This window comes from Amycolatopsis plumensis (assembly GCF_042652605.1).
Taxonomy (GTDB): domain Bacteria; phylum Actinomycetota; class Actinomycetes; order Mycobacteriales; family Pseudonocardiaceae; genus Amycolatopsis; species Amycolatopsis plumensis.
The window spans coordinates 1698470-1716532 of the sequence record NZ_JBHSJY010000001.1; the positions used below are offsets into that span (position 1 = coordinate 1698470).

The 18063-nt window shown below is 72.5% G+C and carries 8 protein-coding genes and 1 pseudogene; 8 read left to right on the forward strand and 1 reads right to left on the reverse strand.

Translation table 11 applies throughout. The annotated features are described in order from the left end of the window. Positions 1-113 precede the first annotated feature (113 nt). The 8 genes from ACFPLC_RS07710 to ACFPLC_RS07745 are packed head-to-tail and all read left to right on the forward strand — an operon-like array spanning position 114 to position 17231. A complete protein-coding gene (locus ACFPLC_RS07710; protein ID WP_378195996.1) occupies positions 114-1205 on the forward strand; it encodes a non-ribosomal peptide synthetase in 1092 nt (363 codons plus the stop codon). After that, positions 1202-8668 carry an amino acid adenylation domain-containing protein gene (locus tag ACFPLC_RS07715; RefSeq protein WP_378195739.1) on the forward strand — a complete coding sequence of 2489 codons (7467 nt, stop codon included), beginning with the start codon at positions 1202-1204 and terminating at the stop codon, positions 8666-8668. The genes ACFPLC_RS07710 and ACFPLC_RS07715 overlap by 4 nt, the downstream gene beginning before the upstream one ends. Beyond that, positions 8652-8783 carry a hypothetical protein gene (locus ACFPLC_RS07720; RefSeq protein WP_378195741.1) on the forward strand — a complete coding sequence of 44 codons (132 nt, stop codon included), beginning with the start codon at positions 8652-8654 and terminating at the stop codon, positions 8781-8783. Before ACFPLC_RS07715 ends, ACFPLC_RS07720 begins: the two co-directional genes overlap by 17 nt. Continuing rightward, entirely contained in the window at positions 8784-9908 is a 1125-nt protein-coding gene (locus ACFPLC_RS07725) for an MFS transporter (protein ID WP_378195744.1), read from the forward strand. It abuts the gene before it with no gap. After that, on the forward strand, positions 9905-10861 hold the full coding sequence (locus tag ACFPLC_RS07730; RefSeq protein ID WP_378195747.1) for a threonine ammonia-lyase: 957 nt from the start codon (positions 9905-9907) through the stop codon (positions 10859-10861). Before ACFPLC_RS07725 ends, ACFPLC_RS07730 begins: the two co-directional genes overlap by 4 nt. A 1-nt stretch (position 10862) precedes the next feature. Further along, on the forward strand, positions 10863-14489 hold the full coding sequence (locus tag ACFPLC_RS07735; RefSeq protein ID WP_378235739.1) for an amino acid adenylation domain-containing protein: 3627 nt from the start codon (positions 10863-10865) through the stop codon (positions 14487-14489). Next, on the forward strand, positions 14383-17004 hold the full coding sequence (locus ACFPLC_RS07740) for a condensation domain-containing protein (protein ID WP_378195999.1): 2622 nt from the start codon (positions 14383-14385) through the stop codon (positions 17002-17004). The genes ACFPLC_RS07735 and ACFPLC_RS07740 overlap by 107 nt, the downstream gene beginning before the upstream one ends. Beyond that, positions 17001-17231, forward strand: coding sequence for an MbtH family protein (locus ACFPLC_RS07745; protein WP_378195752.1), 231 nt, complete (start codon positions 17001-17003; stop codon positions 17229-17231). Before ACFPLC_RS07740 ends, ACFPLC_RS07745 begins: the two co-directional genes overlap by 4 nt. Before the next feature lie 499 nt (positions 17232-17730). Here the strand turns inward: ACFPLC_RS07745 and ACFPLC_RS07750 are convergent. Then, positions 17731-17934: pseudogene (locus ACFPLC_RS07750) on the reverse strand (transposase); the annotation flags it as partial. Between the last annotated feature and the right edge of the window lie 129 nt (positions 17935-18063).

Below are 18063 nucleotides of genomic sequence, written 5' to 3' on the forward strand. Positions count from 1 at the left end.
CCTGGACATCAACGAGCGGTTCGGGGTCACCGCCGGGGACCGCGTGCTCGCCTTGTCGGCGCTGACTGACCCACCGGACCGGGGTGACCGTGTGGAACTCCGTGCCCGCACTGATGGAACTCGCGGTCGCTGCGGCGCGGCCAGGCGCATTGGCGAGCCTTCGCCTCGTCATGCTGAGCGGGGACTGGATCCGCGTCGGGCTCCCGGCCGACATCGCACGCGCCTGCCCGGACGCCAAGGTCATCAGCCTCGGTGGTGCCACGGAGGCGTCGATCTGGTCGATCCTCCACGAGATCGGCGACGTCGACCCCGCGTGGACGAGCATTCCTTACGGGCGGCCGACGGCGAACCAGACCTTCCACATCCTCGACAAGGCGATGTCCCCCTGTCCGATCGGTGTGCCCGGTGATCTCCACATCGGCGGCGTCGGCGTGGCGATGGGCTACTGGAATGCCCCGGAGCTGACCGCGGCGAGCTTTGTCGACCACCCGGAGACCGGCGCTCGGATCTACCGCACCGGTGACCTCGGGCGGTACTTGCCGGACGGGACGATCGAGTTCCTCGGCCGGGACGACTTCCAGGTGAAGATCCAGGGTTTCCGGATCGAGCTCGGCGAGGTCGAGGCCGCGCTGCGGCAGTGCACGGGTGTGGCGGACGCGGTCGCGGCGGCCGAGGTCGGCGACGGTGGTGCGCGGCTGGTGGCCTTCGTCCGGGGCGCCGACGGGCTGGATCCCGAGCAGCTGCGTGCGGATGTGGGGCGGACGCTGCCCGCGTACATGGTCCCGTCGAGTGTCGCCGTCGTCGGCAGCTGGCCGCTGACGGGGAACGGGAAGGTGGACCGGGCCGCCCTGGTGCGCGGGCACCTCCCGGTCGCGGAGGGCGGTGGGGAGCCGCGGGACGCACTCGACGAGCTGCTGGCCGAGCTGTGGGCCGACACGCTCGACCGGGACGCGGTCGGCACCCGCGACAGCTTCTTCACGCTCGGTGGCCAGTCACTGCTCGCCGCCCGGCTCGTGCTGGCCATCAACGCGGTTCTCGACCTCGAGGTGCCGGTCCGGGCGCTGTTCGAGGCGCCCACGGTCGTCGCCTTCCGGGACTGGCTCGAGGTCAAGCCGGAGGTCGACGCAGACGCGCTGCTCGGCACCGCGGAGGCGTTGCTCGCCGACGGGTACGAGATGGACGACGACGAGAGCACGGCTCGATGACCGCCTCGCCCAGGAGGCGTCCCGCCGCCGTGCGCGCGGCCCTGCGCAAGGCCGCCGCCGGGACCGGCGCCTACCCCGACGAGCAGCGTCTCGTGCCGTCCGCCGGCCAGGAACGGCTGTGGTTCCTCGACCAGCTCTCCCCTGGCAGCCCGGCCTACAACGTCCCGCTCGCGTTCCGGCTGAGCGGCCCGCTCGACGTCGCCGCAATGGGCCAGGCCCTCGCCGCGGTCGTCACGCGGCACGACTCACTCCGCTCGAACATCGTCGCCGCGGATGGCACACCGGTGCTCACGATCACCCCGGACCACCGGGTCATCATCGCCGTCGACGACATCGGCAGCGACGCCGCCAGTGAGCAAGCCTGGCTCGGCCGGCACATCCGGGCGCCGTTCGACCTGGGCCGCGACCCGCTCGTGCGTGCCCGGCTCGCCAGGTTCGGCGCGGATCACCACCTGCTGCTGGTGGTGATCCACCACGCCGTGTGCGACGGATGGTCCCAGCACGTCCTGGTTCGCGAACTGTCCACTGCGTACGGTCAGCTTGTCCGAAATGGACAGACTAACCTGCCGCCGGCGCCGGCACAGTACCCGGACTTCGCCGCGCGGCAGCGGGAGCGGCTCGCCGAGCGGAGCGCGGCCGAGCTGGCTCACTGGCGCGAGCACCTCGCGGGTGCGCCGGAGTCGCTCGAGCTGCCGACCGACTTCCCGCGCCCGTCCGCCGCCACCCTGCGCGGAGACGACCTGCCGGTCACCGTGTCTCCGGAGACCTCGCGCAAGCTGCGTGCCCTCGCCCGGGCCGAGGGCGCGACGCTGTTCCCGGTGCTGCTCGCCGCGTTCCAGACGCTGCTCGCCCGCTACACCGGCAGCCGCGACGTGGTCGCGGGCACGCCCATGGCGGGCCGGGTCCGAGGTGGCACCGAGGAGGTGATCGGGTTCTTCGTCAACACGGTGCCCTTGCGGGTCGACGTCGGCGACGCGTCGGTACGGGAGCTGGTGACCCGCTGCCGGGAAGCGACGCTCACCGCCTACGAACACCAGGAACTGCCACTCGAACTGCTCGCCGGCCGCGTGCGCGGCACCGGGCACGACACCCTCGTCCGCGCGCTCGTCCAGCTCGACGACGCACCACGCGTGCTCGCGGCGGGTGGCGCGGAGTGGACGCCGGTGGCGGTCACCAACGGCGCCGCCCGCTTCGACCTCGACTTCATGGCGGTCGACGGCGGGGAGCTGACCGGGCGGCTGCGCTACGCCCGTGACCTGTTCACCCGGGCGACCGCGGAGCGCATGGCGGGTCACCTCGGTCTGGTGCTCGCGGCGTTCGCCGAGGACCCCGACCAGCAGGCGCTGGATATTCCACTGTGGACGGACGAGGAGCGGGCGCTGGTCCGCGCCGCCAACGACACCTCGGTGCCGGCACTCGGCGCGTGCCTGCACGAGCTGGTCTCCGCGCAGGTGGCGAGAACTCCGGACCTGATCGCCGTCGCCGACGAGCACACCGAGCTGACCTTCCGCGAGCTCGACCGGCGGGCCAACCGGCTCGCTCACCGGTTGCGCGAGCTCGGTGCCGGACCGGACATCCTGGTCGGGGTCTGCCTCCCGCGATCGACAGAGCTCGTCGTGGCCCTGCTCGCGGTCCTCAAGGCAGGTGCGGGCTACCTGCCGCTCGAACCCGATCTCCCGCCGGCACGGCTCGGACGCATGGTCGCCGATGCGCGCCCGGTCGCGATCGTGACCGAGGCCGAAGCGACCCGCGCACTGCGGAGCACCGACCTGCCCCCGGTCGTCCTCCTCGACCGCGATGACCTCACGAACTTCCCGGACCGAGCACCCGGCACCGGCGTGACACCGGATGCCACCGCATACGTGATCTACACCTCCGGCTCGACCGGGTCGCCGAAGGGAGTCGCGATCCCGCACCGGGCCGTGGTCAACCACCACCTCTGGCTCGCCGACGAGCTGGGCCTCGACCGCGCCGACGTCGTCCTGCAGAAGACACCGTTCGGGTTCGACGTCTCCGTCTGGGAGCTGTTCCTGCCGCTGATGACGGGAGCGCGCATGGTGCTGGCCCGTCCCGGAGGCCACCGCGACCCGCGCTACCTCGCCGAGCTGATCGACCACGCGGGCGTGACCGCGGCACACTTCGTGCCGTCGATGCTGCGGACCTTCGTCGACGCCACCGGAGTCCCCGCCGGCACGAGCCTGCGCGTGATCATCTGCAGCGGTGAGGCACTACCCGGTGACCTGCGCGACCGGGTGCTCGCCGAGTTCGACGGCTCCCTGCTCACCCTGTACGGCCCGACCGAGACCACGATCCACAGTACCGGCGCCTGGGCGTCCACAACGGACCAAGGCGCGGTCGCGTCGATCGGCCGTCCGATGTGGAACACCACGGCGCACGTGCTCGATCCCGACGGTAGGGAAGCGGGGTTCGGGCTGCCGGGCGAGCTGTACCACGGCGGGACCGCGGTCGGCCGGGGTTACCTGAACAAGCCGGGGTTGACCGCGGAGCGATTCGTGCCCGATCCCACCGTGTTCGGAGGCCGGCGCTACGCGACCGGCGACGTGGTCCGCTGGCGGCCGGACGGCACGCTCGAGTTCCTCGGCCGCACCGACCACCAGGTCAAGGTCAACGGGCAGCGGATCGAACCGGCCGAGATCGCGGCCGCCCTCGCCGCGCACCCGGCGGTGGGCGAGGTCGCGGTGCGCCCGGTCGCCGACCGGGCGGGCACCACCACACTCGCCGCGTACCTCACCGTCGCCGGTCCGACGCCCGGACCGGCGGAGCTGCGTGCCCACCTCCGAGAACACCTGCCGGCAGGCTGGGTGCCGCAGCACTTCGTCGTGCTGGACGCACTGCCGCGCACAGCCAACGGCAAGCTCGACCGGGACGCGCTCCCCGCACCCGAACCGGCACCGGCGAGCAGCACGCCCCTCCGGACCGATGGCGAGCGTGCGCTGGCCGGAATCTGGGCCGAGGTGCTCGGCAGGGCGGACATCGGCGCCGACGCCCGCTTCTTCGACCTCGGCGGCCACTCACTCCAGTTGATCCAGATGGTGGTGCGGCTCGAGCGCGCGACCGGGGTGCGGGTTCCGGTGCAGACCGCGTTCGAGGCGGCCACGCTCGCCGACCTCGCCCAGTACGTCGAGGCACAGGCCGGTGGCGAGAGCACGCCGCCGGTCCGCGTGTCGCGTCGAAGCGGCACCGACGCGCTGTCATACGGTCAGGAACGGCTGTGGTTCCTCGACCGGCTGGTGCCCGGCTCCCCGGCCTACAACGTGCAGCTGGTGCTCGCGCTGCCCGAACTGCTGGACGTGCCCGCGCTGCGGGCGGCACTCACCGAGGTCGTGCGCCGCCACGAGATCCTCCGCACCGTCTACGACGACACCGGCAGTGGCCCGGCCGGCCGGTTGCTGCCCGCCGAGCCGGTGCCACTTCCGGAGGTGGACCTGACGGCGCACGCGGACCAGGACGGCGCGGTCCGTGCCGCGGCCGACACCCAGGCGCGGCTCCCGTTCGATCTCGCCACCGGACCGTTGCTGCGGGCCGAGTTGCTGCTGCGGGCCGGTCGGCCGGTGCTGGTGCTGACGATGCACCACATCGTCACCGACGGCTGGTCGCTCGGGCTGCTCGTCGACGAGTTGGCCGCGCTGTACCACGGGCGCACGCTCGCCGAGCCCGCGCTCCAGTACGCCGACTACGCCGCGTGGCAGCGGGACTGGATGGCGGGCGAGCGGCTGGACCGCGAGCTCGACCACTGGCGGTCCGTGCTGGACGGGGCACCCGCGATCCTCGACCTGCCGGGCACCGGCGTCCGGCCACCCATGCCGACCTACCGCGGCGGCATCCGGCGGTTCACGCTCGACGCCGGCCTCACCTCGGCGGTGCGTGCGGTGGCCACGGCGCACGGCGCGACGCCGTTCATGGTGCTGCTGACCGGGTTCACGCTGCTGCTCGCCCGGTTCGGCGGCACGGACGACCTCGTGGTCGGCACGCCGGTGGCCGGGCGTGCGACCTCGGAACTGGAGGACGTGCCCGGCTTCTTCGTCAACACCGTCGCGCTGCGCGCCGATCTGTCCAGCGCCACGACCTTCGCGAACGCGCTGACGGTCGTGCTGGACGCGGCAGTCGCCGCCTACGAGCACCAGGACGTGCCGTTCGAGAAGGTCGTCGAGGCGGCGGCGCCGCACCGGGACCTCGCCCACCAGCCGTTCCACCAGGTCATGTTCGAGCTGCACGCGCCCCGCCCGGCCGGCGAGACGTGGGCCGAGGTGTTGCCGGTCGGCGTATCCAACAACACGGTCAAGAACGACCTGACCCTGGTCGCCACCGACTCGGGCGACCGGTTCGACTGCGGGCTTCGGTTCGCCACCGACGTGTTCTCCGGTGCGGAGGCGGACATCCTTGTCGAGGGATGGCGCACCATCCTGGCCGCCATGGTCGCCGACCCGTCCGCACCGCACGCCGACGTGTCGCTGCTGACCGCGGCGGGACAGGCCCTGCTCGACCGCGCGGGCGACACCGCCACACCGGTCCCCGACACCGGAGTGGCCGCGCAGGTCGCCGCGCGGGCGACGCTGCACCCGGACGCGGACGCGGTGGTGTGCGGGGACGAGGTCGTGACGTACCGGGATCTGGACCGCCGGGCCGCCCGGCTGGCCGGCCGGCTCACGGCATTGGGCGCCGGACCCGAACGGCTCGTCGCGGTGCGGCTGCCGCGCGGCGTCGACCTCGTCGTCGCCCTCCTCGCCGTCTGGCGCACCGGAGCGGGCTTCGTCGCATTGGATCCGGAGCTGCCGCCGCGGCGGGCCGCGGACGTGCTCGCCGACGCACGGCCCGACCTCGAGCTCACCGAACTGCCCCCACTCGAGGACGGGCCCGAGCCGCCGCCGCGGCTCGTCCACCCGGACGGCCGGGCGTACGTCGTCTACACCTCCGGTACGACCGGCACCCCGAAGGGCATCTCCGGCACCCACCGCGGAGTCGCCAACTACCTGGCCGATCTGAGCCGGGCCGGTCTCGTCACCGCTGCCGACACGGTGACGGCGTTGACCACCGTGTCCTTCGACGCGTCGCTGCGCGACCTGCTGCTCCCGCTCGCCGTCGGCGCACGCGTCGTCCTCGTGCCGGGCGGTGCGGCCGATCTCGACGCGGTTGCCGGCGCCATCGCCGAGACGACGGTCGTGCCCGCCGTCGTGCCGTCGCTGCTGCGCATGCTCACCACACGCGGGAGGCAGTGGCCGGATCTGCGGACCGTGCTGGTCTCCGGTGAGCCGCTGCACCCCGAGGACGTGGCCGCGGTGACGGCCGTCGCGCCGAATGCGGTCGTCTACAACATGTACGGGCCCAGCGAAACGACCATGACCACCACCCGCCACCGCGTACGGCCCGGCGCGACCGACCGGATCCCGGTGGGCACGGCGATCGGCAACACTCGTGTCGAGGTGCTCGACGAACGGTTGCGCCCGGTGGGGATCGGCATGCCGGGCCGCGTCTTCATCGGTGGCGCGGGCCTTGCACGCGGCTACCACCGGCAGCCGGGGCGCACCGCCGAGCGGTTCGTCCCGCACCCCACCAGGGCCGGGGAACGGATGTACGACACCGGTGACCGCGCCAGGTACCTGCCTGACGGGACTCTGCAGTACCTCGGGCGCACCGACCACCAGCTCAAGGTCAACGGGGTGCGCATCGACCCGAGCGAGATCGAGGCAGCGCTGTGCGCGCACCCCGCGATCGCCGAGGCCGCGGTGCACGCACCCGGCGGCAGGCTGGTGGCGTGCGTGGTGCCGGCGGGCACTTTGCCCACGCCCCAGCGCATCCGCGCCGATCTGGCCGACCGGCTGCCCACCACCCACCTCCCGGCCGGTTTCGTCCCGCTCGACCGGCTCCCGCGCACCACGACCGGGAAGATCCGCCGCGATGCGCTGCCCGGACCCGCGGCGGAGGCGGTGACCGACCAGCACCCGCGCGACGGTGTCGAGGAGCTGATAGCCCGCGTTTGGTGCGACGTCCTCGACGTCCCGGAAGTCGGGGTGCACCAGGACTTCTTCACCCTCGGCGGACATTCGCTGCTCGCCGCGCGGACCGTCGCCGGGCTACGGGAGTCGCTGGGCGTAGTGCTGCCGCTGCGTGCGTTGTTCGAGAGCCCGACTGTCGCGGAGCTCGCGACGCGGGTCCGTGACGCGGAAGCCGACCCGCTGCCCGAGCTCGTGCCGGCTTCGGGCGAGCCGGTGCTGACCGCCGCGCAGCGTCGGTTGTGGTCCCTGGAACGGAGTTCCGGGCGGTATGCGTTCTACAACGTGCCGATTGTCCGGCGGCTGCGCGGCGAGCTCGACCACGACGCGCTGGCGACGGCCCTCACCGGGCTCGTCGCACGGCACGACGCGCTGCGGACGGTCTTCCCCGCGCACGGCCCGCAGCTCCGGCCGCCCGCGCCGGTGCCGCTCGAGGTGGTCGACGTGGCTCCCGCCGACCTGGCCGGTGCGGTCGCGGCGCGGGCCGGGCAGCCGTTCGACCTGGCGGCCGGGCCATTGCTGCGTGCGACGCTGCTGCGGCAGGGCCCGCGGGACCACGTCCTGTGCGTGGTCATCCATCACCTCGTCGCCGACGGGTGGTCGGTCGGCCTGGTTCTCCGCGACCTCACCGCGCTGTACCAGTCCACTGTGGAGCTTCCGTCGGTCGCGCGGTACGCGGACTTCGCCGCGTGGCAGCGGGCATATCTCACCCACGAGTTCGTCGCGGCCGAATTCGACCACTGGCGTCGCGAACTCGCCGGGGCCGGCGCGCTGTTCGAGCTGCCACCGGACTACCCGCGGCTCACCGGGCCCGGCCGGCCGGCCCGTGGCAGGGTGACCCGCACCCTCACCGCTGGGCAGAGCGCCCGGGTCCATGAGCTGTGCCGCCGGCTGCGGGCGACACCGTTCATGGTGCTCATGGCGGCGTTCCAGGCGGCGCTCGGCACCCGGTTCGGCCGGGACGACTTCACGGTCGCGGTGCCCATGGCCAATCGCGACCGCCCGGAGCTCGACGCGATGGTGGGGTACGTCGCGAACATGGTGGTGCTGCGGGCCGATCTGACCGGCCGGCCGGACTTCGCCACGCTGGTCGGCCGCACGCGGGGCCGGGTGCTCGACGCCCATTCCCACCGCCACCTGCCGTTGGAACTCCTGCTCGACGAGTTGGCGCCCGACAAGGCCGCGAGCCACGCGCCGCTCGCGCAGGCGCTGTTCAACATGCAGGACTTCCCGCACCGCGCCGTCGAGGTCGCCGGACTGGAGATCGAGCACACCGGCCTGAACGAGGTCTGGGCCCGCTACCCGATCACGCTGTTCGCGCACGACCGGCCGGGAGGTGTGTTCCTCGACCTGATCTACGACCAGGAGCTGTTCGACCCGGGCCGGGCTGGGTCACTCCTGGACACGATGGTGACAGCGACCGAGGCGGATGGCGATGACCTTGCTGCGTAACGGCCCGTTCGTGCGTCTGTGGACGGGACAGACGATCTCCGAGTTCGGCTATCACCTCTCGCTGGTGGCGTTGCCACTGGTCGCGGTGATCCAGCTCGACGCGACGGCCACCTAGATGGGGCTGTTCGTCGGCGTCGGCATGGCACCCATGGCGTTCGCATGGCCGTTCTTCGGGGTGCTCGCCGACCGGGTCGACCGCCGCCGGATGCTGGTCGCGACCTACACCGGCCGCGCGGTGCTGCTCGGTTCGCTGCCGGTCGCGGCGCTACTCGGCCTGCTCTCCATGCCGTGGCTGATAGTCGTGTACTTCCTGGTCAGCACGCTGCACGTGGCGTTCAGTGTGGTGTCGCCCTCGCTGCTGCCCGCGCTGGTGAGCGGGCGCGAGCTGGTGGACGCCAACAGCAAGCTGGAACTCACCCGTTCCGCCGCGATGATCGTCGGTCCGTCGATCGCCGGGTTCCTGGCGGAGTTGCTCGGCGCCGCCAACACCGTCGCCATCGACGCGGTCTGCTACCTGGCGGCAGCCGGGTTGATCGTCACCCTCACCGTGCCGAAGCGGGCGGGGGCGGCGGAAACGACCGCGGCGCCCCCGGCGGCCTCGGTCTGGCGGGACATCCGCGAAGGCCTGTCGACCGTGTTCGGCGACCGGCTGCTGCGCCCGATGGCGATCTCGTCCGGGATCATGAACGCCTTCTTCTACATCCGCACCCCGCTCCTCGCCCTGTTCGTGCTGGAGGACCTCGGTTTCTCGGCCGGGAGCCTTGGGCTGATCCTGGCCGCGGCCGGGCCGGGCGCGCTGGTCGGCTCGTTCGTCGTGCGCAGGGTCAACGGCCGAGTCGGCCTCGGCACCACGGTGACCTGGGCGGCGTTCGTCGCGGGCGGGCCGGTGCTGATCGTCCCACTGGTGCCGGACAACAGCTGGTGGAGCCTGGGGTTGCTGATCCTGTCGACCTTCACGGTGAGCGCGGGGGTGCAGACCTACAGCATCAGCCTGGTCAGCGCGCGGCAGATCATGACACCCGACCACCTGCTGGGGCGGGTGAACGCGACGTTCCGCTGGGTCGCCTGGGCGGCCACCCCGGTCACCGCGGTGGTGAGCGGGCTGCTCGCGGAGCTCTTCGGGCTGCGCGGGGCGATCGCGGTCGCGGGCGCCGGACTCCTGCTCCCCGCCCTGTTCCTGGCGTTCTCACCAGTCCGCGGCACCCGGATCGTCCCAGGCCTGGCGGGACAGCCGTCATGACGCTCGCCCACGACGACATGATGCCGCCGGCGGAGTACCTGGGCGTCCACCGCACGGCCATCGAGGAGGCGGCCCGGCGGGTGCGGTCCCGCATCCGGCACACGCCGCTGCGCGCGCTGCCCTGCGGGACCTTGCTCAAGCTCGAGTCGATGCAGGTGTCGGGGTCGTTCAAGATGCGCGGTGCGTACAACGCTCTGCTGCGGCTGCCCGGTCACCCCGCGGGTGTGGTCGCCGCCAGCTCTGGCAACCACGCCAAGGCGGTGGCCACCGCCGGGCGGGCGCTGGGCATCGCGGTGACGGTCGTGGCACCGGAGAACGTGCTGCCCACGAAGCTCGCTGCCGTCCGCGACCTCGGCGCCGAGGTGATCACCCACGGCGTCACCTTCGGCAACCGCGACGGGCTGGCCCGCGCGATCGCCGCCGAACGCGGCTGGCCGTTCGTGCACTCCTCCGACGACTGGGACGTCATCCATGGTCAGGCCACAGTCGCCGAGGAGATCATGGCCGCGGTCCGGGATCTCGCGACCGTCGTGGTGCCGGTCGGCGGTGGCGGCCTGCTCGGCGGTACCGCTCTCGCGGTCAAATCCCGCGCCCCGCACGTCGCGGTCATCGGGGTGGAGCCGGAACGGGCCGCGGACGCCGCGGCCAGCCTGCGCACCGGCAGGCTGCACCGGCTCCACGGCGAGGCCGACACCATCGCCGACGGGGCCCGGGTGGCGAGCCTCGGCGAACGGCCTTTCGAGGTCGTCGTCGGCAGGGGGCTGGTCGACGACATCGTCACCGTCTCCGAGGACAGCATCCGCACCGCGTGGCACGCCATGGCAGACGTGCCGGCCGAACCGACCGCGGCGCTGCCGCTCGCCGCGCTGCTCGACAGAGCGGTTCCCGCCGGCACCGGCACGGTGCTGGTCATCAGTGGCGGCAACGTCAAACGCCCCGCATCGGAGACGTGAGATGGACCTTCGCCCGACCCCGGATCTCATCGAGGAGCAGTGCCACCGCGCACCGGACGCGACGGCGGTGACGTTCGAAGGCACCCACCTCACCTTCGCCGAGCTCGATGACCGGGCCGCGCGGTTCGCGGCCCGGCTGCGCGAGCTCGGCGTCGGCGCGGAGACGGTGGTCGGCGTGTGCCTGCCGCGCGGCATCGACCTGATCGTCACGCTCGTCGCGATCTGGCAGGCGGGTGGGGCGTACGTGCCGCTCGACCCGGACTACCCGCGGGAGCGGCTGCGGTACATGGTCGCCGACGCCGCCCCGGCGGTGCTGGTCACCGACACCACCGACCGGGTGGGAGCGCTGCTCGACGACAACGAGCACCGGCCCGAGCTGGTGTGCCTCGACCGTGACCGCGGCACGGTCCTGGCCGGGGCCCGGATCGACCGGCGCGTCCGTACCGCGCCGGACAACCTCGCTTACGTCATCTACACGTCGGGCTCGACCGGGCGGCCGAAGGGCACGATGCTCGACCACCGGTCGGTGGCCAACTACCTTGCGTGGACCAGGGATCTGCTGCCGGTCGGCGCCGGCGATGCCGTGCTGCTGCGCACCGCGATCAGCTTCGACCCGTCCGTGTGGGAGCTGTTCCTCCCGTTGACCACCGGCGCCCGGCTCGTCGTGCCGAAGCAGGACGGGCACCGCGAGCCCGACTACCTGTCCGCGTTGATCGCCAGGGAACGAGTCACGGTCGCGCAGTTCGTGCCGTCGCTGCTGCACCTGTTCCTCGACGAGGCCGACCCGGCCTCGTGCGCGAGCCTGCGCTGGCTGGTGGCGGGCGGCGAGGCGCTGCCCGCCACCCTGGCCGACCGGGTGGCGGCGGCGCTCGACGTCGAGTTCTACAACTTCTACGGGCCGACCGAGACCACGATCTCCTCGACGTTCGCCCGGTGCCGGGGCGGCGAGTCACCCGTGCCGATCGGGGTCGCTGTGCCCGGCAACACGCTGCACGTGCTCGACGAGCACCTGCGCCCGGTCCCGCCCGGCACACCGGGTGAGCTGCACATCGGGGGCGTCGCGGTGTGCCGGGGCTACTTCCGCAGACCTGGCCTGACCGCCGACCGGTTCGTGCCCGATCCGACCGCGCCCGGCGGACGCCTGTACCGGACCGGTGACCTGGTCCGCGAGCGTCCGGACGGGCAGCTCGACTACCTCGGGAGGCTGGACAACCAGATCAAGGTCAACGGAGTCCGGGTCGAGGCGGGCGAGATCGAGGCGGTGCTCACCGGCCACCCGGGGGTCGCGGCCGCCGTGGTCCACCAGCGCGACGGACGGCTCGTCGCCTACGTGGTGCCCCGGCCCGGCACGCCGGGGCCGGGCGCGCGGGAGCTGCGCGAGCACCTCGCGGACTCGCTGCCCGCCATGGTCGTGCCGCGGTACTACGTGACGTTGCCGCGTTTTCCGCTCAACCCCGCGGGAAAGGTCGACCGAGCCGCGCTCCCCGCGCCCGGCCCGGAGCGGGCCGAGGACCACGTCGCGCCATCGAACGACCTCGAACGGCGGCTCGCCGAGATCTGGTCGGCGGTACTGGGTGCCGACGGGGTCGGCGTGACCGACCACTTCCTCGACGTCGGCGGGCACTCGCTCGCGGGGATCCGGATCGTCACCAGGATCGCGCGGCAGCTGGGCGTCCGGCTCACGCTCGCCGACCTGTTGCGTGCCGGCACGATCGCGGGTCTCGCCGACCTGATCTCCACCCGGGGGCGGGACGCGGCGGACGAACCGCGGCCGCTGCCGCGTGACGGACGGCCGCTGCCGCTGTCGTTCGCGCAGGAGCAGCTGTGGTTCGTCGAGCAGGTGGGAGACCAGGCAGGCACCTACAACGTAGCGCTGGCCCTGCACCTGTCCGGGCCCCTCGATGTCGACGTGCTGCGCGAGGCGGTCACCGGGTTGCTCACCCGCCACGAGACGCTGCGAACGACCTTCCACGCCGAGAACGGTGTGCCGTACGTCCAGGTGCACCCGCCCGGGGCGGTGAGGATGGCGGTCGAGGATGTCGCACCGGACGAGGTGGCCGCCGCGCTGGCCGAGGAGACCGCGCGGCCGTTCGACATGGCGACGTATCCGCTGGTGCGGGCCCGGGTCCTGCGGGTCGGCGCGGACGAGCACGTTCTGGTCGTCGTGGTGCACCACATCGTCGCCGACGGGATGTCGTTGGACGTGCTCGCTCGCGACCTCGGCTCGATCTACGCGGGTGCGGAACTGCCCGTGCCCGCCATGCAGTACGCCGACTTCGCCGCCTGGCAACGAGAGCGGCTCACCGGCGCTCGCCTCGACGCCGGGCTCTCGTACTGGAAGTCCGCTTTGGATGGTGCGGAGCTCGTGCTCGACCTGCCGAGTGACCTGGTGCGCCCGGCGGTGCAGGACTTCCGCGGCGGCCGGGCCTCGTTCACCGTCGACGGCATCTTGTGTGCCCGGCTGCGCGAGCTCGCCAGGGCCGGGCAGGCCACGCTGTTCATGGTGCTGCTGGCCGGCTACCAGGCACTGCTCGCCCGGTACACCGGCCGGGACGACGTGCTGGTCGGTTCCCCCGTCTCCGGGCGGGACCACGTCGACTTCGAGCCGCTGGCCGGGCTGTTCGTCAACACGGTCGTGTTTCGCACCTCGGTGTCCGGCGACCCGAGTTTCCGGCAGCTGCTCGATCGGGTGGCCGCGACCGCGCTCGGCGCCTACGCGCACCAGGACGTGCCGTTCGAGCGTCTCGTCGAGGCGCTGGCACCGGACCGCGACCTCACCCGGCATCCCATCGTGCAGGCGCAGTTCGTCGTGGAGAGCGATCCAGCGGCCGGCTTCGCCGTGCCCGACCTTGCCGCGCGCTCGGTGCCGATCCCGGTGGTCGGGGTCAAGTGTGACTTGCGGCTCGCGGTGACCGAGCACGCCGGCGGCCTGGCCGGGACGCTCGAGTTCGACAGAGACGTCGTCGACCAGGCCTGGGCGGAGACGTTCGTGGCGCACTGGCTGCGGCTGCTCGACCTCGTCGCCGCCGAACCGGACCGCCCGGTAACGCGCGTGCCGCTCACCCCGGCACCGGTCCCGCGACGGGTCACCCCCGCGGTGGCCGACCCGTGGGAGCCGGTGGCCCGGCAGATCGCTGCCCGGCCGGACCGGGTCGCGGTGCGTGCCGCCGGAACCGACGTCACGTACGCCGAGCTCGGCGCCCGCGTCGACCGCCTCGCCACCCGGCTCGTGGCGGCCGGTGCGGGACCGGAGACGCTCGTCGCCGTCCACCTCGGCCGGGACGCGGAGCTGGTCGTCGCCCTGATGGCGGTGTGGCGGGCCGGAGCGGGGTTCGTGCCGCTCGACCCGGAGCACCCGCCTGCTCGGCTGGCCGGAATCCTCGACGACACCCGCCCCGGCGTGTTGCTGACGAAGAAACCTCTGCCGGGGTTTCGCGGGTCCGGTGGTCCAGGCGGGCGACATGCCGGTCGACCGGATCGCGGAGCTCCCCCGGGCCGAGCCGGACAGCCTGGCCTACGTCGTGCACACCTCCGGCTCGACCGGGGCGGCCAAGGGGATCGCGGGCACGCGCCGCGGCGTGGCGAACTATTTCGCGGATATGCGGCGGCGCGAGTACGCGGGCCCTGATGACACCGTGGCGGCGATGACGACCGTCTCGTTCGACGCGAGCCTGCGCGACCTCGTGTTCCCGCTGACGGTCGGCGCGCGGATCGCGCTGCTGACCCACGGGGCGGCCGATCTGGACACGGCCGTCGACGTGCTCGCAGCCGAACCGGTGAGCGTGGTCGCGTCCGTCGTCCCGTCGGTCCTGCGGGTGCTCACCGGCCACCTCGTCCGGCGCAGGGTCACGCTGCCGGCGCTGCGCACCGTCCTGGTCAGCGGCGAGCCGCTGCACGCGGGTGACGTACTCGACCTCACCGTAGTCGCGCCCTCGGCGCGCGTGGTCAACATGTACGGCCCCAGCGAGACGACGATGACGACCACCGCACACGAGGTCCGGGCGCCCGCGGTGCACCGCCACGTGCCCGTCGGCCGGCCGATCGACGGCACGTGGGTCGAGTTGCTCGACGACGAGATCATCCCGGTGGGCACGGGCCTGCCCGGCCACGTCTACGTCGGTGGCGCCGGCCTGGCCCGCGGCTACCACGGCAACCCGGCGCTGACCGCGGACCGGTTCGTGCCCCACCCGACGCTGCCGGGGCAACGCCTCTACCGCACCGGCGACCGGGCCAGGTACCTGCCCGACGGCAACCTGCAATACCTCGGGCGGTCCGACGACCAGCTCAAGGTCAACGGCGTCCGCTTCGACCCGGCTGACGTGGAGGCGGCGCTGCGGGCGCACCCAACCGTCGGCCGGGCGGCCGTCGCGGTGCACGGGGTGCTGGTGGCGTACGTGGTCGCGGACCCCGCCGTGGCGGCGGTCGCGGAACCGGTCGTGCTGCGCGCGTTCCTCGCCGAGTCGCTGCCGCACGCGCTCGTGCCGTCGGCATACGTGCCGCTGACCGAGCTGCCCACGACACCGACGGGGAAGCTCGACCGGCGCGCGCTGCCGGCCCCACCGGAGCCCGCGATGGCAGGCGGGCGGCCGCCGGAAACGGAGGCGGAACGGGTCCTAGCGGCCGTCTGGGCGCAGGTGCTCGACGTGCCGGCACCGGCGGCGGACGCCAACTACTTCGCGCTCGGCGGCGACTCGATCCGCGCCATCCAGATCGTCGCGCGGGCGGCGAGCGCCGGGCTGCACCTGACCCCGCGGCAGTTCTTCGCCCACCAGACGATCGCCGAACTCGCCGCGGTCGCCACACCGGTCGAGGCACCGGTCGCCACACCGCCGGAGTGGGCCGCCCGGCGTGCGGCGATCCTGCGTCGCGACCCGGCCGCGGCGGACGCGTACCCGCTGGCACCGACCCAGGAAGGCATCCTCTTCCACGTACTCGCGGAACCGGGCAGCGGTCTGTACGTCAGCCAGACGGTGTGGCCGCAGGAGGGTCTCGACCCGGACACGTGCACCGCGGCGTGGGCGGAGCTGGCGCGCCGCCACCCGGTGCTGCGCACCCGTTTCCTGCTCGACGACCGGCAAGAACCGTGGCAGGTGGTGGACCGGCACGCCACATCGGCCGCCGACGTCGTCCTCGGCACCGCCTGGCCGCCGGACACCCACGGCAAACGGCTCGAGGAGCTGTTGATGGCCGACCGCATCCGGGGCTTCGACCTGTTCGAGGCGCCGCTGGTCCGGCTGACCATGGTCGACCTCGCAGACGGGGACTGGGTGGTCGCGTTGACCAGCCATCACCTCCTGCTGGACGGCTGGAGCCTCGTCGCGCTGGTCGACGAGTACCTCACCGTGTACGACGCGCTCCGCGCCGGCGCACCGCCACCGCACGACCCGGCGCCGTCCTGGTCGGCGCACATCGCGTGGCTCCGTGCGCAGGACCACGAGCGGGCCCGCCCGTTCTGGCAGCGGTACCTGGCGGGCTTCCGCGAGCCGACCCCACTGCCGTCGCACGCGTCCGGCGGGTCGGGGCACGCGCAGTGCGAGCGCCTGCTCGACCTCGGTGACCGGCTGACCGGGTTCACGAGGACACACCGGGTCACCGCGAACACGGTGCTGCAGGCGGCGTGGGGCCTGGTGTTGTCCCGGTACGCGGGCACCCCGGACGTCGTCTTCGGCGTGACGCGCAGCGGCCGGTCAACGGAACCGGACAACACCCGCATGCTCGGGATGTTCATCAACACGCTGCCGGTGCGGATCACCATCCCGGCGGACGGGGACCTGGCGACGTGGCTGCAGGACAACCAGCGCCACCAGGCGGAGCTGCCGTCGGACCACACACCGCTGGTGCGGGTGCACGGCTGGAGCGAGGTGCCGGGCAATGTGCCGCTGTTCGAGACCATCCTGGTGTTCGAGAACTATCCGGTGCGCGAGTCGGCCCGCGAACGACTCGCGCCGGCGGGCGCCACCGCGGTGTCCGCGAAGACGTGGACGAACTACCCGTTCACCCTGGTGGTCACACCGGGCGACCGGATGCGCCTCGAAGCCGTGTTCGACCGAGGGCGGTACGACGACCGCTTCGTGGCGCACGTGCTCGCCAACTTCGAAGCCGTGCTGGACAACATCATCACCGACACCGAGGAGCCGCAGTGACGTACCGGGTGGTCATCAACGACGAGGAGGAGCAGTACTCGATCTGGCCGACGGACCGCGAAGGCCCGCCCGGCTGGACCGCGACCGGGTTCACCGGCACGAAGGAGGAGTGCCTGTCCCACATCGACGAGGTATGGACCGACATGCGCCCGGCAAGCCTACGTCGCGCCATGTCTGCTTCGGACGGACCGACCACGGGACAACGTGTCTCGAAGCACCCGGGCTAGCTGGACAGCCGGGTGTAGTCGCGGATTTACCCAATGCTCGGGGCGCAGGAGGATGCGGACCATGCGTTCGGTGGCGGCGGGGGCGGTTTCGATGTGGTCGGGGCCATCGGGGCCGAGGTAGCGGCTGGCGAGGCCCAGCGTTGCTCGACGGCGACGGAGTCCTCGATCGCGATGATCGAGCCCCCGCTGAGGCGTGCTGCGGCTCAACCAGCTCGGTGTGCTCTCGCACCCAATTGGACGCTGAATTTGCAGCAACGATGACCGCTATCGGGGCAAGCTCAGCCCCGCTGGTGGCGTCCGCACTGCGACGCAGGTGGCGTATTGGCTGGCGTTGATGTCGGTCGCACTACGTCGCCGAGACACTGCCTACCCAGCGTTTCTCCTGATCGACAGTCCTCGCACGTCGCTCGACATGAGTCCCAGCAATCATGAAGAGGTGCAAACGAGGTGCTGCGAGGCGGCCCGCCATCGCCGTCACACTCCCGTCTTGGAGCGTGTCTCATGTGTCCGCTTTGCGGAGTTTCTTGGAGCAGGTGAGGGCGGCGGCGAGGGTGAGGAATGCCAGGAAGTGGCCGGCTTTGCGTTCGTAGCGGATGGTGAGTCGTCGGTATCCGGTGAGCCAGGAGATCGTCCGCTCGATCACCCAGCGGTGGCGGCCGAGCTCGCTGGTCTCGATGCCCGTGCGGGCGATCCGGACCCGGATGGCGGTCGACCGGGCTCGGCCCGGTCAGCGATCCCCCCTTTTCGCACGCACCGATGCCGCATCAACGATGACGCGGGACCACCCACCGGTCAACACGTACACGATCGCGGTGAACACCGCACGAGCCGG

Bases quoted from the DNA above. Each gene is read 5' to 3' on its own strand.
- ACFPLC_RS07710 (WP_378195996.1), top strand. From the start codon at position 114: ATGGAACTCGCGGTCGCTGCGGCGCGGCCAGGCGCATTGGCGAGCCTT.
- ACFPLC_RS07715 (WP_378195739.1), top strand. From the start codon at position 1,202: ATGACCGCCTCGCCCAGGAGGCGTCCCGCCGCCGTGCGCGCGGCCCTG.
- ACFPLC_RS07735 (WP_378235739.1), top strand. From the start codon at position 10,863: ATGGACCTTCGCCCGACCCCGGATCTCATCGAGGAGCAGTGCCACCGC.
- ACFPLC_RS07730 (WP_378195747.1), top strand. From the start codon at position 9,905: ATGACGCTCGCCCACGACGACATGATGCCGCCGGCGGAGTACCTGGGC.
- ACFPLC_RS07725 (WP_378195744.1), top strand. From the start codon at position 8,784: ATGGGGCTGTTCGTCGGCGTCGGCATGGCACCCATGGCGTTCGCATGG.
- ACFPLC_RS07720 (WP_378195741.1), top strand. From the start codon at position 8,652: ATGACCTTGCTGCGTAACGGCCCGTTCGTGCGTCTGTGGACGGGACAG.